17 protein-coding genes and 1 CRISPR repeat array (1 of these 18 running past the window's edge) are annotated in these 13,771 nt (G+C 46.6%); all 17 genes read right to left on the bottom strand.

What is annotated here, in order from left to right; genetic code table 11:
- Positions 1-1,092: a CRISPR direct-repeat array (repeat unit 29 nt; unit sequence CGGTTCATCCCCACGGGCGTGGGGAACGC) (it extends 341 nt beyond the left edge of the window).
- 115 nt (positions 1,093-1,207) lie between these two features.
- Positions 1,208-1,510 (bottom strand): type I-E CRISPR-associated endoribonuclease Cas2e, encoded by a 303-nt coding sequence (gene cas2e / locus MEALZ_RS18170; protein WP_014150116.1) that lies wholly within the window; start codon positions 1,508-1,510, stop codon positions 1,208-1,210.
- Positions 1,511-1,642: 132 nt separating this feature from the next.
- Entirely contained in the window at positions 1,643-2,554 is a 912-nt protein-coding gene (cas1e, locus tag MEALZ_RS18175) for a type I-E CRISPR-associated endonuclease Cas1e (RefSeq protein WP_014150117.1), read from the bottom strand.
- 3 nt (positions 2,555-2,557) lie between these two features.
- Positions 2,558-2,860 carry a type II toxin-antitoxin system RelE/ParE family toxin gene (locus tag MEALZ_RS18180; RefSeq protein WP_014150118.1) on the bottom strand — a complete coding sequence of 101 codons (303 nt, stop codon included), beginning with the start codon at positions 2,858-2,860 and terminating at the stop codon, positions 2,558-2,560.
- Positions 2,861-3,220, bottom strand: coding sequence for a type II toxin-antitoxin system Phd/YefM family antitoxin (locus MEALZ_RS18185; protein WP_198482313.1), 360 nt, complete (start codon positions 3,218-3,220; stop codon positions 2,861-2,863).
- 29 nt (positions 3,221-3,249) lie between these two features.
- Positions 3,250-3,525: a type II toxin-antitoxin system Phd/YefM family antitoxin gene (locus MEALZ_RS18190; RefSeq protein WP_014150120.1), complete on the bottom strand. Its 276-nt coding sequence runs from the start codon at positions 3,523-3,525 to the stop codon at positions 3,250-3,252.
- Positions 3,526-3,774: 249 nt separating this feature from the next.
- Positions 3,775-4,206 (bottom strand): type II toxin-antitoxin system VapC family toxin, encoded by a 432-nt coding sequence (locus tag MEALZ_RS18195; RefSeq protein WP_046061244.1) that lies wholly within the window; start codon positions 4,204-4,206, stop codon positions 3,775-3,777.
- On the bottom strand, positions 4,184-4,441 hold the full coding sequence (locus MEALZ_RS18200) for a ribbon-helix-helix protein, CopG family (RefSeq protein WP_014150123.1): 258 nt from the start codon (positions 4,439-4,441) through the stop codon (positions 4,184-4,186). Before MEALZ_RS18200 ends, MEALZ_RS18195 begins: the two co-directional genes overlap by 23 nt.
- Before the next feature lie 255 nt (positions 4,442-4,696).
- On the bottom strand, positions 4,697-4,882 hold the full coding sequence (locus MEALZ_RS18205; RefSeq protein WP_014150124.1) for a hypothetical protein: 186 nt from the start codon (positions 4,880-4,882) through the stop codon (positions 4,697-4,699).
- A gap of 40 nt (positions 4,883-4,922) precedes the next feature.
- Positions 4,923-5,543, bottom strand: a complete 621-nt coding sequence (cas6e, locus tag MEALZ_RS18210; protein WP_014150125.1) for a type I-E CRISPR-associated protein Cas6/Cse3/CasE — start codon at positions 5,541-5,543, stop codon at positions 4,923-4,925.
- Positions 5,530-6,222 (bottom strand): type I-E CRISPR-associated protein Cas5/CasD, encoded by a 693-nt coding sequence (gene cas5e / locus MEALZ_RS18215; protein WP_014150126.1) that lies wholly within the window; start codon positions 6,220-6,222, stop codon positions 5,530-5,532. The genes cas6e and cas5e overlap by 14 nt, the downstream gene beginning before the upstream one ends.
- 3 nt (positions 6,223-6,225) lie before the next feature.
- A complete protein-coding gene (gene cas7e / locus MEALZ_RS18220) occupies positions 6,226-7,476 on the bottom strand; it encodes a type I-E CRISPR-associated protein Cas7/Cse4/CasC (RefSeq protein WP_014150127.1) in 1,251 nt (416 codons plus the stop codon).
- The gene (locus tag MEALZ_RS18225; RefSeq protein WP_014150128.1) at positions 7,469-7,726 is read right to left on the bottom strand and encodes a DUF2442 domain-containing protein; all 258 of its coding nucleotides are present in this window, start codon (positions 7,724-7,726) and stop codon (positions 7,469-7,471) included. Before MEALZ_RS18225 ends, cas7e begins: the two co-directional genes overlap by 8 nt.
- Positions 7,727-7,731: 5 nt before the next feature.
- On the bottom strand, positions 7,732-7,989 hold the full coding sequence (locus MEALZ_RS18230; protein WP_014150129.1) for a DUF4160 domain-containing protein: 258 nt from the start codon (positions 7,987-7,989) through the stop codon (positions 7,732-7,734).
- A gap of 2 nt (positions 7,990-7,991) precedes the next feature.
- Positions 7,992-8,468 carry a type I-E CRISPR-associated protein Cse2/CasB gene (casB, locus tag MEALZ_RS18235; protein ID WP_014150130.1) on the bottom strand — a complete coding sequence of 159 codons (477 nt, stop codon included), beginning with the start codon at positions 8,466-8,468 and terminating at the stop codon, positions 7,992-7,994.
- Complete coding sequence (gene casA / locus MEALZ_RS18240) at positions 8,461-9,987, bottom strand: type I-E CRISPR-associated protein Cse1/CasA (RefSeq protein WP_014150131.1); 1,527 nt, start codon at positions 9,985-9,987, stop codon at positions 8,461-8,463. Before casA ends, casB begins: the two co-directional genes overlap by 8 nt.
- Before the next feature lie 58 nt (positions 9,988-10,045).
- Positions 10,046-12,664 carry a CRISPR-associated helicase/endonuclease Cas3 gene (gene cas3, locus MEALZ_RS18245; RefSeq protein WP_014150132.1) on the bottom strand — a complete coding sequence of 873 codons (2,619 nt, stop codon included), beginning with the start codon at positions 12,662-12,664 and terminating at the stop codon, positions 10,046-10,048.
- Between the two features lie 67 nt (positions 12,665-12,731).
- Positions 12,732-13,712, bottom strand: a complete 981-nt coding sequence (locus MEALZ_RS18250; protein WP_014150133.1) for a helix-turn-helix transcriptional regulator — start codon at positions 13,710-13,712, stop codon at positions 12,732-12,734.
- Positions 13,713-13,771: the final 59 nt, after the last annotated feature.

Below are 13,771 nucleotides of genomic sequence, written 5' to 3' on the forward strand. Positions count from 1 at the left end.
GGTCGAATCCCAAGACTGGTATCAAGCGGTTCATCCCCACGGGCGTGGGGAACGCCTTGCTAGTGTCCTCGACCGCGTCCGCCAACGCGGTTCATCCCCACGGGCGTGGGGAACGCTTCCTCTTGTGCGGCCGGATTTGCCGGGATGACGGTTCATCCCCACGGGCGTGGGGAACGCTTCTGCAAATACTCCAACCGCTCCAACAACCGCGGTTCATCCCCACGGGCGTGGGGAACGCAAGAATGGTACTACATCGATCAAGCGGTAAGGCGGTTCATCCCCACGGGCGTGGGGAACGCGCGACCAATGCCGTCTAAATACCAATCCCCACCGGTTCATCCCCACGGGCGTGGGGAACGCAAATCAAACGCACATGAATTCGTCATTTACAACGGTTCATCCCCACGGGCGTGGGGAACGCGGAGATGAACCGCAAGAGCAAGGCGCTGGACCTGGTTCATCCCCACGGGCGTGGGGAACGCTTTTTATAATGTTTGTTCATGATTCGGTTTGTCGGTTCATCCCCACGGGCGTGGGGAACGCGATAGCGATTAACACTGCATTGAGCGCTGCCGCGGTTCATCCCCACGGGCGTGGGGAACGCGACGACGGGTATCGAGCGGACGAATGCGTATACGGTTCATCCCCACGGGCGTGGGGAACGCTCTGTATGCCGGTATATTTTCGGGGATAACAACGGTTCATCCCCACGGGCGTGGGGAACGCCGTGTACTTTCAGCCGTATCTGATGCAAATGGCGGTTCATCCCCACGGGCGTGGGGAACGCGTGGTGTCGTCCAGATCAACATACCAAAGTAGCGGTTCATCCCCACGGGCGTGGGGAACGCTAGGAAAGCGGCACCCATGCCCACAATAGCAGCGGTTCATCCCCACGGGCGTGGGGAACGCCGCTGATGTTCAATCCAGTCGAGGCGTTGATCCGGTTCATCCCCACGGGCGTGGGGAACGCCCCCAACAGCATGCCAAGCCCTTCTTGAGAAGCGGTTCATCCCCACGGGCGTGGGGAACGCTTGACACCCGTACCGGCAGCAAAGGCCGTATCTGGTTCATCCCCACGGGCGTGGGGAACGCACTTATCTTAACCGATTGTTAGATAAACAGAAAATCAACCTGCAAATTTCTACCGATTATTTTCGGTATTTCCGGATTGTTAAAGAGCGGTTCATCCCCACGGGTGTGGGGAATGCTAAAGAGCTTTGGCTTCATCGTCTTCAATAGGATAAAAGGATACGAGTTTCAGCCCGTCGAGCTCGACCGGCAGGCGTCGGTTTTTGCCTAGCGTCATGAAATCGAAACCGGACTCGGTATTGGTCGACCAAACCATCACGGCGTTGCCGTCTTCGATACCGGCCTCGATCTGTTGCCAGATCATTTCGCGGACTTTAACCGATAAATCGCCGACATAAACTCCTGCTCGGATTTCGATGAGCCAGACGGCTAAACGACCTCGCAGTCTCGGCGGTACATTTTCAACGACAATGACTAACATGATGATTCGGTGAGTGGTGAGTAAATATTGTTATCGCGCTTCAAATTTCGTTTTTTGCTCCCCTTATCCCGGCTCGTTTCGGGAGAGAGTTAGCACGAATGCGCCGAAATTCGAATTACGAATAGTTTAGCGCTAACTTCGGTGCCCAACGTCGCCGATGTTTTCCGGGTTCGGTATTGCCGGCTCGATGTTTTCTTCGGCCGGCTTCGGAATTTCCAACTCGCCGGCGGCAAGGACATCTTCGATCGTCGGGATGATTTTTTTCAGGATTTTGGTTTGCCGAAAGATATCCCGGCACATCAGGCGCACCTCACGCTCCGGATCGTGATAATTTTTCGCAGCGATTTTGAAAGCGTGCGGAATGATATCGTCGAATTTGAACAAGTCGGCGATATCGTAAACGAACGACAAGGGCTTGCCGGTATGAATAAATCCGATCGCCGGCGCATAGCCGGCGGCCAATACCGCCGCTTCGCAGATTCCGTAAAGACAAGCGGTCGCCGAACTAATGCAGCGGTTCGGCATGTCGCTTTTGTCCCATTGCGACGGATCGTATTTGCGGCCCTTCCATTCGACGCCGACCTGCTTGGCCAACAGTTGATATGTCTTTTTGACTCGGGCGCCCTCAATGCCGCGCAATTGTTCGACGCTCCGTCGTTCGGGCGGCTTTTCGCCGAAACGGATTTCGTACATTTTGCGAACAACTTTCAAACGCGCTGTGTCGTCCAAAGCCAGCTTGGCCTGATACAACAATCGGTCGGACCTTGCGCCGCCCGGCTGTCCGGAAGCATAAAGCCGAACGCCCGCATCGCCGACCCAGACCAGCAAGGTACCGGCTCTAGCGGCCAATGCTGCGGCATGATGCGAAATCCGAGTGCCCGGTTCCAGCATGATACAGGCGATGCTGCCGACCGGGATATGGGTACGGATACCGGTTTCGTCGATGACGACGAAGGCGCCGTCCTTGACATCGATTTGGCCTTTCTGGATGAAGACCATAGATACGCGTTCTTTCATGGCGATGGGTTTTAAAGGTGGAAGCATAGGCTAGGATTGGTTTAGGTCAGGAAGTTGCAACAATCGTTCGCTCCGCCAAACCCTAACGACATGGATTTGCGGATTGTCCAACCAATAAACGACTCGAAAAGGCGGGTGGATAAGTTCGCGAATTTTGGGCTCGGCAAATTCCGGCACGATCCTGCCAATCTCGGGATGTTTGATCAGGACTTCAAGATGGGCAATGATCCCAGAAACAAACTTTTCGCCGATGTGCTCGATCCCCTGCTCCCGATAGTAGGTTTTGATGTCCATAAGATCGTTAATGGCTGAATCGGCAAACAGTAGTTTCATTTAGTCAATAGCTAACTTGGTTTTGACTTCCGCCAACTCCATGACTCGGCCATTTTTCACATCCATCAAGCCCTGGGCGACGGCTTTCATAAAGGCACGCTCTTCTTGATCTTTTTCGTAATCATCCAAATTTTGCACCACTGCGACTCCACGGCCCCGGCTGGTTAACAATATAGGCCGATGGGTGTCTTTTACTTGATTAATCACCTTGGCCGGATTTATCTTTAAATCGCTTAGCGAAATAACATCTTCGGAAAATTTAGTTTGCATCTGCTCATCCTTACTGATTTTAAGACCGGATTTTAGCACCTGTTTACTGGTGCTGTTTGATTCTACGAAGATCGACAGTAAATCAGACAAGGTCGGCACGGATAGCCAGACCGAAGAGTTCATATCAATCCGCGGCGCTGGCGTAGCCTTGCGAATGCCTCTTGACTGGAGACGGTCTTTCCTTCTACTGCCGCCTGTTGGCTTTGGGTCAACAACTTTAGCAACGCCAGCGTTTCTTGGGTTTGTTCATAATCGGCGACCGATTGAATCACCATGGCCGCTTCACCGTTTTGAGTGATAACCGGCGGTTGATGGTCGGTTTTGAGTTTTTCGATCACCTCGGCGGCATTGGCTTTTAAGTAACTGATGGGTTTTATATTTTCGGACAATTTCATTCTGCATACTCGCAAATAAGTCTAAATTTCAGACCGGATTAGATCATCACCAGCAACCTAACGAACTCTAAGCCGGAGCCCAAGGCCGTTACCATATTCGCTTGGCGTCGAGTGATAATTTGCAAAGTCGCCCTCACAACACATCGTTAATCCGCAGTAACGTCATGCCGCAGACTACAGCGGCTTCGGCTTGTGTATATTGATTGACCTGAATGCGTTGTAATAATTTCACATGAGCTTGCTTGTACATCAGGAATCCGGAAACAAAAGATTTTGAAAGGGTTTGCGATTTTTCCAACGGTAGGTTTGAAAGTCTCGCATATCGGTAGAAAGAATGCGTCCGTGACCCAATTCTTCCGCCAAAATAACCAACGAGGCGTCGGCTAAATCCATCGGCAAGTCGGCGTATTTTTGCATCAACACTATCATCCGTTTCAAGTGAGCGGGACGCAGTTCGTAAATGTCGAACAAGCCTTCATCGTATGTCGAGAGAAATGCACAAGCTTGATTTTGCCCCAATCTCGATTGCAAAAAATAGCTGGTTTCCGTTATGACTGGCCAAGTCGAAACCAAACCGGCATCAATCCGGCCAAGCATATCAACGGCTTTAAGATGATATGAGTCATCCTTGTTGAGCAACGCATACCAAAAACCGGTATCAGCGATGACCCAGTTTTTCATCGATATATTCTGCGACATATTCTTTATACCGGACCGAACCATCGCTTGGCCCATGGCCTATGCCGGCCAACTTATCGATTAACATCCGGTTTTTTTCTGCGCCCGATAATTCCGTTTTTTCATAAAGTAAATCCAAGGCAATTTTGATGATTTCCGTCGTATTCAGATTCGTTTTCCGTTGTATGGCTTTCAGTTTCTGTTCGTAATCTTCGTCAATTCGAGCGGTAATACGCATTTCAAATCTCCTATGCGACTCTTTGTCGGTCGACTATAACACTAAGCCCTCGGCAACAGAAAGCAAGCCGCAGCCGACGGATTTGAGCGGGCGAAGCATCAGAAACCGGTTTTGAAAAGGTTTATGATTTTTCAACGGTAGGCTTGAAAGTCTCGGATATCAATGGAGAGAATATCAATTGATACCGTGCTTTTCCTTCAAGCCGTTATAAAGATAGTCTTTATAGTTTTCCGACAAATCTTCCGGCCCTTCGGCTCACCCGACAAAATTGCTTTCCAACAAAGCCTTCATCTTGGCGCCGGAGTGAGTTTTTTGCCTTAACGACTCGGCTTTTTCCGCCAGCAGTTCCTTGATAATCCGGGTTACGGTTTCGCCGGTTTGTTCCTGGATAAAAAGTAAGTCTTGTTCGCTTTGATCGTCTAATCTGGCATTGATTTTCATATTCGCCGCCTACATTCGGCATGCCGTGCCGACTATATCATCAAACTTTGGCTACCGACAGCAAGCCGCAGCCGAAGGCTTTGGCCGGGCCGATACCTTGTTGGACTTGCCCAATAAATTTATCCGGTTCTTGTACGATCAAAACACCTTCAAATGTAACAGGTACAATCTTGCCGCTGTGACCTTTTGGATTTTCTTCATCTTTTTTATAAAAGTACAACGGAGGGCAAGGACGAATAACCAAACTATCGAGCTGCGCCCATGACTGCAGTTTGCGTTCTAGCCAATTTTGACGGTCTTCATCTTTTATCAGGGGCACACGATTAGATTTAATTTCCCCTTTTTTATTTTTTCTCTCTTGCTCATCTTTTATGGTTCTAACCGGATTGGCAACCAGCAAGAAACGCAAGCGCTGGTTTTTAATTATGATTAATGGAAGCTCTCGCGTAGCCAGCAAATTGACCTGTTTATTTCCAACACTTGGCGCTATTTCAGACTGCATCAAAATAGATGCACCTACACCCACTTGTTGCTGCTCAACTCGAAATAAAAAGCTGCGCACTTTATCGTCTTGACCTGGAAACAATTTCCATAAGTCTTGATGTATCTGGTAGATATTTTTCGGTTTTTTAAAATCAATGAATACTTTACTCAGGTACATACTTGTCTCCCGAACCTAAAATATAAATTTTTCGGTTGTTAAATTGGCGCACGTTAGTAGCAAATAAGGGTTGATCACGCACCATCATTGGTGTACCACCGTCCAATGCTATTTCACTGTAAAGCGTACCTTGATAGGGCTCAATTAAACTCAGGGCTGCTTGTACATTGTGTGCGCTCACGACTGTTTCGTATAGAGGGCTTTGTATTGGACAAGAACGCCGTCCTAGAAACGGTGTGTAAACCGGCTTTTTGATTGCCTGCTTGATTCGCTCCAGGTCATAATCAGTATTTTCTGAAAAAGCTAGCGCTACTGTAAATTCAGCATCGCAAAGATATTCGCGCCTTGAAACTATTGCTTCAGGCCTAGCTTTTCCGTCAACCTTTCTTGCATGTTGCACAGTATGAAAATCAGTGATTTTTTGCATTGACACGAGTTTGTCTTCTGCGCCTTTCCGCTGGGCAATTTTGCGTTTATTAACCCGAACTGTCAGTTGAAAACTCTTATCCAGTTTTTTTAAGGATTTTATTTCTTCGCGCTCGATGCCAAGACACGCACCTAACAAGCCGACAATCGCGCTACGCGTTGGAAATATTAAGCTGGGGCGATAATCTTCATAAGTATGTCCTCCCCAAGCCTGCATAGCGCCTTGCAATTTAATGATAAGGTAATCCTGCATGATCTATACCTTGCCGTCATTTTGTAACCATTGCTCCAACTCGGCTAAGGTTTTCATGCGTTGGGTGGATGGTAAAGCACAATTTTCACTACTGAAAAAAACAGTCATGTCTTTAAAACCGTAAATATCATCAGTTTTTTGTTTATATTCGCAAAAAGCATCAATTGATGGTTTACGAAAACCACCTTTTTGTCCTCTTGCAACAGGTTCTTCAAAAGCATTGGCTAAGGAAATAGGCATATCACTCAACGATACACAGGCAAAATCGGTAAGATTAAATGCGGCAAAACTATTTTGTTTAGCGGATGGAATAGTGGTGGCTAGTAAATGTAAAAAATGTTTGGCGATTTCCAATGCCCGCGCACGGTCAACACCCAGGTTTTTTTGCAACAGCGACAGGTTAAGGCTAGCGTAACGGTAAAAAACACCGGCGCTGAATTCTTGGGTATCCAAGTGGCCTGAACCTGTTTCACCGGAGTCTTGAATCAAATCGTCAACTGCCGTAAACCAATCAATATCGCCATCGACGGTATGCGTAGTGATGGCATGGGCGACCGCCATTGCGCCGTCAACTTTGCTCATAAGGCCATCGGTTGTCATACGCCCAAACAGGGCAATGTCCACGGCGGAAGCGAGGGCGTTGTTGATGGCTTCGGCTTTCTCCTTCAATTGTTTTTCTATTTTTTTGTTAATCGCTTTCTCTATTAAATCCTCTAAGTTCTCTTTCTTCTTTTTTGTATCTTCAATCTTTTTCATTTCATCCGCTGATAAGCCTTCATTTTTAACTGCTTTGATGACACGGCAAATTTCCCTAATTTCATTGCTTACCCAAGGCGCAACGGCAATTTTTTTGCTGGCTTTCTTGGCCGCCCCTTTTTCAGCTGGATCATCGCCATTGTCTGACGCGTCGGCTTCGCCAGCAGTCGCTTTAGCAGTTTTCACAAAGCGGTCAATTGCTTCGCTAACAAAAGCGGGCTCAAATTCGTCACTTAGTTCTTCAATAAACTTCTCGTTCAACTTGCTTAAATCGCGGGTGCGGATAGACGGTTCTCCCAAGTTTTGCTGCCAATAATTGTTGCTATGTTCTTGCAAACGGGGCTTGCGCATTTCCCGCTTCAAACTCTGGCTGGAAATCCGCACCCGTCGCGTGCCGCCAAAAACAGCGGTTTTTTGCATCCCCATATCATCACGATTTAGGCAGGAGGAATTATGAGAAATCAGGATGTGGTAATTGACGAAGTTTTTATCAGACATTTAGGGTTCCTTGTGATTGTAATAATTCATGCAGAAATTCAGGGGCTAAATCAGCGCCATTGGGCCAAACAATAGTATCGAGTTCTTTATCTAATTTGACTTGGTTGAACACATTCAAATCTTTAAGCGGTTCAAACATACCTCCCCACAATTCGTTGCTTAAATCGACAACGCCTTCTACGTCATCGTTAAATTTGAGCCATATTCGGTAATCTTGCAGATGCTTGGCATCGATAACGTGTAATATCATTGCGGTTACTCCAAAGGGGCTATTTCTTTTAAAGGCTCGCGTTGTTGACAGTAACGCCAATTTTCAAATAGTTCTTCCTGATGCAAATCCAACCATTCCAACACATGTTTTAACGCTCGTTTTGGGAACTTACCCTCAACAATGCCGCCATCGATGGTGACGATAATTTCGTACTCGCCGTATTTGGCATGGAAGTGGGGCGGGCTGTGATCTGACCAATACATGGTAATAATGATGCCTAAAAAACGGCTGATGATAGGCATGATCAAACCTCTGTTGTTTCTTGGGTTTGGGATGATAAGGAAATATAAAAATCACGCATCAATTGGTGCTTGTTCTTTTTCCCCCAATAAAACAGAAGATTACCCAGCTCTGTCCAGTCGGCATAAGCAATGGGTTTTATTTGTTGCACAACCCGCCTTAACTGAATCAAATCATCAGGAGATTCTCTACGTACCACTAAAAACAAGCGTTTCTCGCTAATGCCATGCTCTTGTAATGATCTGCCGAGTGGTGTGCCATTAGTTCGCTGTTGCACCCAAGGTAAAAAATAAACCACCTGCGCTGCCTGTTTTTCGTGTTGTTTTAATTGAAATTTAGTCGCGTTGATTAATTGATAGAACGCAGCAATTCCCGGCATATCATCAGGACTGGTTGTACGCCGTAACATGGCCTTCTGGCCGTTATCCAGTTGCTTATAGCGTTCTACTAACTTTAAATAATCATTTTCCGGCTTAGTCATGTACTGCTCCCATTTTATTTAGCCTATTGTTTAACAGGGCGCGGCTTTCAATAATGGCCTGTAGCATTTTAGGTTCATGCTCATAAGGTTCCATAATTTGTTCAAAAATTTTCCGAGCTAAAGCTGCAAATTGTTTTTGATAAGACGCTATGTCCTCCCAGGCCAATTTTCTTAAAATACTGTGCATCATACTTTCTGAGTTTTCGAAATACGCTTGCTTGGCTTTACCTTTTACTGCTTTTTTAAAACCCGATTCTTTGCCTTTATGCTTGCCCTTATCTATGGCGATACGAGCAAATTCATTCATTGCCCAATCCAATTTTTTGTAAACTTCAAGTCCCATCTTAATTAAATGATCCATTTCAGCACTTTTATTTTCCCAATTGGTAGAAAGACTATAAGTTTCATGTTTACGTCCGGCCAGACTTTCTGCGCTCCCGCCTTTAACATAACCGCCTACGGCTAATTTGATATTACGCCCCCGCCAAGTGCTGTTATCTTGATATTGCTGTACGACCAACGCACAACTTGTACCTTCTTGCTGTGCATCAACTATTTTCAATTGCTTGTTCGTATAGAAAAAACACAACATTTGCCCCCATAACGGCAAATCATTGCGAGCTGAAAGAAAGGGTTTTTCTTTCGCGTTGCCTGTGTGTAGCCGTAGTATGTCAATCGGAGTATGGGGGTGTTGCCAAAAGCCTGGAACGCTACACATGCCGGCATTTTTAAAAAAGCCAGTGGCCAAATCATTTTTAACTTCCAACTTTATTTTTGCAGGTTGCCAGAATAAACCTCGCAACAAGCCGATTTGCAGCGCGTGTTCTTGTTTGTCTGTATGCGGCTGAATAACCCAAGTGGGCTGCCGAATCTCTGCACTCAATAATTCGGGGGCTTTCTCCTGTAAAAACGCTTTACTCAGTACGTTTGTCCAAATGGTTTTTCTTAAATTCTCACTTAAAACTAGGGTTGTTAACGGCATTGAGCCTTTTAAACCTACTGAAAATGCCGCGCCCCCTAAGCTAAAACCATTAGTCGCTTGCTGAAATAAAGCAATGGCAGCATCGCCCAAATGAACAGCCTGAATCTCGTCAGGCGTGTTAAAAAAACCATTAGATGATGCACTGGTGCTGGTTTTTTCAGGCAAACCTATAAACAGTTTCTGTAACGATGCCCAATTTTTATTGCCTTTCTCCGGTGTCACTGTGGCGCTTTGCATAAAAGGTGTCTCGGCGTGAAGCAGATCAAACCAGCTGATAAATGGTTGTATGGCCTGCTCATACTCTAGTTCAGGCATCGGTTCAGACCAGCGTTTTTTCAAGGCTTTTGCATCTTCCGGCATCAACACTACTTGCACCAAGCAAACAAGTAACTGCAAGGCAGCGAGATCCATATCGTCACGCAAAACCGCTAAATGCCAATCTTGTTTTTGCTTATCGCACAACAACTGTTTTAAGGAAATTCGTTGCGCTTCACCGTTTAACGATACGGGGATCCAATTATCAATCAGTAAATTCATTTTTTCTCCAGTCCAAAATTAGGCGCGATTTGTAAGATACGGTCAAAACCGCTGTTCCTTACGTTTTCTTTATCGCCAAACCTATCTCTTTACAATAAATAAACGCAACCTTTTCCAGCCGACTAATCCAGTGTCCTTTTTCAAGAACCATCGGTAAAAAGCGCAATCCTCTAGCATCTGCTTTAGGCAGTTGATCCTGCCATCTCTGAGTGACAGAAACCGAGTTCAAGTTGATCGCCTCCCAATACTGCCATTTTTCCAAGCCCTCCAAATCAACATCGTCTAAGGTAAAAAACTTGCCTTGTTTTTTAATGACCGGAATAATGGTTAAACTCATTTCACCGTCACGCGTCAGTGATCCGGCTTTATCGCTTTCATCGCTTTTAATCTCCTCAACCTTCCGATGAATTATCATGTTTGCAATCATGCGCTGAACGCCAACTACTTCATCTGAATATTTTTGGTAGGCTGTTTCTACTGCTTCCGGCTCATCGCCCCATGCTTCTTCACGGTAAACCTTTTCTATCCAATCCCGATATGCGGTATAAGCTCTTAAATCTTCCTGATTTGAACTAAAGACAATTACTTTATTTTTCAGAAATTGTTCTGTTCGCCACAAGGCCCTTAGATTTTGATAAACATAGCGGGTATCACCGTAGACAGTCTCTGTAGCCGGCACAATCACCACGCACCGTGGATGTTCAAACCCTAGCGGTCTGTTATAGCGTTGATGCCGGTGCAGTCGACCCAAACGCTGGAACAATAAATCGACCGGACAAAGCTGAGTCAACATCCAGTCAAAATCTAAATCGAGACTTTGTTCAACTACTTGGGTTGCCACCAAAATTCGCCCACCTGACGCACGTTCTTTTTCATTCTTACCGTAATAGCGGGAAATTTCTTGCTCTATTTTCTGACGATCAACAAATCGAAAGCGCGAATGGAATAAATCAACTGGAATCGTCGTTAATGCGGCTAACTGATGGGAAAAATGTTGCGCATCGCTAACCAGATTGCAGATTACAGCAACTTTCGCACCTTGCTCAGCGGCTTGAACGATTTTTTCCAACTGCTCTGCCGATAAAACGAGCTGCTCAGCCCGCCATGTTTCAACATTTACAATGCGTTCAGCAGTTTGCTCGGATTCCGGCAATTCAAAGGGAGAAATTTGATTGGCAGACGCATGGGTCACTAACGGATACGCCGGATTTTTCTGTCCCGATTGAACACCCCAGCTTTGTAATAATTTGGCTTTTTGATGATGCGGCAATGTCGCGGACAATAAAACAGCACTCCCGGAGGCTTGCTTTTGTCGCTTAAGTACTTCAGATAGTAAACCGTACATGTAGCTGTCATAGGCATGAACCTCATCAATAATTAAAATGCTTTTTTGAATACCAAAGCCACGGACAAATTGATGGCGCACCGGCAGCACCGATAATAAAACTTGGTCTATGGTGCATACGCCCATTTGCCCTAAAAATGATCTCTTTTTACTCGCTCCCAGCCATTCTGAGCATTGTACCAGCGCTTCTTCAGCGCCTTGGGCTGTCAATCGGGAATTTGCCAGAATGGCTTTGAAGTCAGAGTTTAAATCCCTTTTGCCATGCGCCAAAACTACGCTTGCACCGCCATCAAATAATTTATCGGCAACCTTTTCTAATCGCTTCAACATTGCGTTGGCAGTGGCTTGGGTCGGCAATGCAAAGATGATACTGCTGCCATATCCAGTTTTGGACGTTAATAATTTTGATGCGTAAGCTAATGCAGCTTCGGTTTTTCCAGAGCCGGTAGGTGCTTCGATAATCGTTAATCCTTGTTCAAGAGGAAAACTATCAACTACTGTTTGTAAACCTTGTGGCTTGTAGTCTGGGAATAGAACAGTCATGCCCCCTTTACCGCTCACTTTCGACAACACACCGAACGCCTTTAGTGCATTTTTGGCGGCAGGTAAACGCGAATCAAAATAGCTTTTTAGATCGGTTTGTATTGCCGTTTGATAGGGGAAATAATCATTCGATGATCCTATCCAATCACAGACGCTACAAAATCCTGCAAGCATGCGTGGCATGGTCTCTGGGATGTCGCTGTATTCCAAGCCAGCAGGCTCCAAGAACAGTTTTTTAAGACTTTGCACCCATTCAATGCGTGCCTGTTTATCTTGTCGCTTAATGTCATCACTAATAAACGCAGGCTCTACCAACGAATCGTTGTCAGGAATGCGCCCATGATGCCCTGCCACTTCCCGCATCCAGTCCATGGCTTCATTTTCACTTATACAATCAAAACCATATTCGGAAACTTCTTGCTCAAACCAACCATAGCCATTACAGCCGTGATCGTACTTGGTATCCACTAAGCTATTAAGAGTGGTGTATATATCGGTTTGTAACTTTTGCATCGTGACGGACGATTTCATCTGAAACCGAATATCCAGCTTACCCAAGTCATGCAAAACGATAAAAAACATCAGCCAGGCATAGGCTTTTTCTTCTGTTTCTACCTCGATTGATTGCCTGAATTGCTGTCGAAGTGGAGCGCTACTTTCCCACCATTGATCAGCCACCGCCGCCACATCCAAACAATGATACGGCAACAAATGATAGGCCGGACCATCGGCATTTTCCGCATCCGGCCTGGCTTTACCCCAGTATCGGTAATACAGCGCTTGATTCATATCGTCCTCGTCTAACGGTCTTGTTGGTCATTATGCATAGCCACCGTATCAAAGCGTGATACGGTACTTATTCTTTTTGATAAATTTTCGCCATTTTTTGAATTTGCTCGATCGCGGCTTCGCGTAAAAAGGCAGGTTCCAAAATTTCGACTTCGGCGCCGTGGCGGAGAATATCCATTAATAGTTCGCGGTGATCGCCGAACGGTATGTTCAGCTCGTAACTGCCGTCTTCGTGCCAGCGGCCGGTTTGTTTCGGATGCCATTGTTCGTCGGCGACCCAGCGGGCGCGTTCGGGCGTGAATTTCAGTTTTGCGGTGTGTTCGGCTTTGCCGGAGAAGATGCCGTAGGAGGAACTGAAATAATCTTCGAGTTGCTGTCGATCGACGTTTTGGGAGGGTATTTCTTGGCGGGCGGCGGTTTTAATGCGTTCCAGTGCGAAGGTGCGCAGTTCTCTTCTAAAGTGACACCACGCGTCAAGGTACCAGTTGTCCCGGTAGTAAACTAGATTTTGCGGGGATACGCTGCGTGTGGTTATTTGTCCGTCGCTACGCGCGTCGTAGACCAAATCGAGGCGTTTATTATCGAATAGCGAGCCTGCGATCTTGGCGAACCATGGATTTCGAACTTTTTGTCGCGAGGCGATCGGGATGATTTTGATGCATTCCAGTTTGCGTTCTGCGCTGCTTCGATCTAACGCGAGAAGTTTTTCGATCCGGTTTTGCAGTTGTGCGATTTGCTCGCCGAACAGGCCCGGCGATATTTTGCGCAGCATGGTATGGCAGGTCAGCAAGCCCCATAATTCCTCGGCATTGAACCATAAGCCGGGCAGTTCGTAAGGGTGTTCGCCGGCTTCGGTGTCGTAATAATAACCGTTGCGTTTACGGTCGTAGGCGATCGGCGCGTCGAAGTGGTCGCGCATGAGTGTTAGCAACCGCTTTACGGTCGCTTCGCTGCATTCGAGTTTTTCCTGTAATTGGGCATTGGAAATCGGCGTTCGGCGACCGGATAGGATGGTGTGTAATTGGTAGATTCGTTCAAAGCGGTCCATCGCCGCATCTCCTGGTTTAGTGTCAGGTTTTTTAAGGATAGCGTATTTTCGGAAAACTC

The organism is Methylotuvimicrobium alcaliphilum 20Z, assembly GCF_000968535.2.
GTDB classification, from domain to species: domain Bacteria; phylum Pseudomonadota; class Gammaproteobacteria; order Methylococcales; family Methylomonadaceae; genus Methylotuvimicrobium; species Methylotuvimicrobium alcaliphilum.

What these genes read in the sequence shown, in the direction of transcription:
- MEALZ_RS18225 (WP_014150128.1), bottom strand. Translation starts at nt 7,726, where the DNA reads ATGATATTACACGTTATCGATGCCAAGCATCTGCAAGATTACCGAATA.
- cas2e (WP_014150116.1), bottom strand. Translation starts at nt 1,510, where the DNA reads ATGTTAGTCATTGTCGTTGAAAATGTACCGCCGAGACTGCGAGGTCGT.
- cas6e (WP_014150125.1), bottom strand. Translation starts at nt 5,543, where the DNA reads ATGTACCTGAGTAAAGTATTCATTGATTTTAAAAAACCGAAAAATATC.
- MEALZ_RS18190 (WP_014150120.1), bottom strand. Translation starts at nt 3,525, where the DNA reads ATGAAATTGTCCGAAAATATAAAACCCATCAGTTACTTAAAAGCCAAT.
- casA (WP_014150131.1), bottom strand. Translation starts at nt 9,987, where the DNA reads ATGAATTTACTGATTGATAATTGGATCCCCGTATCGTTAAACGGTGAA.
- MEALZ_RS18250 (WP_014150133.1), bottom strand. Translation starts at nt 13,712, where the DNA reads ATGGACCGCTTTGAACGAATCTACCAATTACACACCATCCTATCCGGT.
- MEALZ_RS18195 (WP_046061244.1), bottom strand. Translation starts at nt 4,206, where the DNA reads ATGAAAAACTGGGTCATCGCTGATACCGGTTTTTGGTATGCGTTGCTC.
- cas1e (WP_014150117.1), bottom strand. Translation starts at nt 2,554, where the DNA reads ATGCTTCCACCTTTAAAACCCATCGCCATGAAAGAACGCGTATCTATG.
- MEALZ_RS18200 (WP_014150123.1), bottom strand. Translation starts at nt 4,441, where the DNA reads ATGCGTATTACCGCTCGAATTGACGAAGATTACGAACAGAAACTGAAA.
- MEALZ_RS18205 (WP_014150124.1), bottom strand. Translation starts at nt 4,882, where the DNA reads ATGAAAATCAATGCCAGATTAGACGATCAAAGCGAACAAGACTTACTT.
- MEALZ_RS18230 (WP_014150129.1), bottom strand. Translation starts at nt 7,989, where the DNA reads ATGCCTATCATCAGCCGTTTTTTAGGCATCATTATTACCATGTATTGG.
- MEALZ_RS18180 (WP_014150118.1), bottom strand. Translation starts at nt 2,860, where the DNA reads ATGAAACTACTGTTTGCCGATTCAGCCATTAACGATCTTATGGACATC.
- cas5e (WP_014150126.1), bottom strand. Translation starts at nt 6,222, where the DNA reads ATGCAGGATTACCTTATCATTAAATTGCAAGGCGCTATGCAGGCTTGG.
- cas7e (WP_014150127.1), bottom strand. Translation starts at nt 7,476, where the DNA reads ATGTCTGATAAAAACTTCGTCAATTACCACATCCTGATTTCTCATAAT.
- casB (WP_014150130.1), bottom strand. Translation starts at nt 8,468, where the DNA reads ATGACTAAGCCGGAAAATGATTATTTAAAGTTAGTAGAACGCTATAAG.
- cas3 (WP_014150132.1), bottom strand. Translation starts at nt 12,664, where the DNA reads ATGAATCAAGCGCTGTATTACCGATACTGGGGTAAAGCCAGGCCGGAT.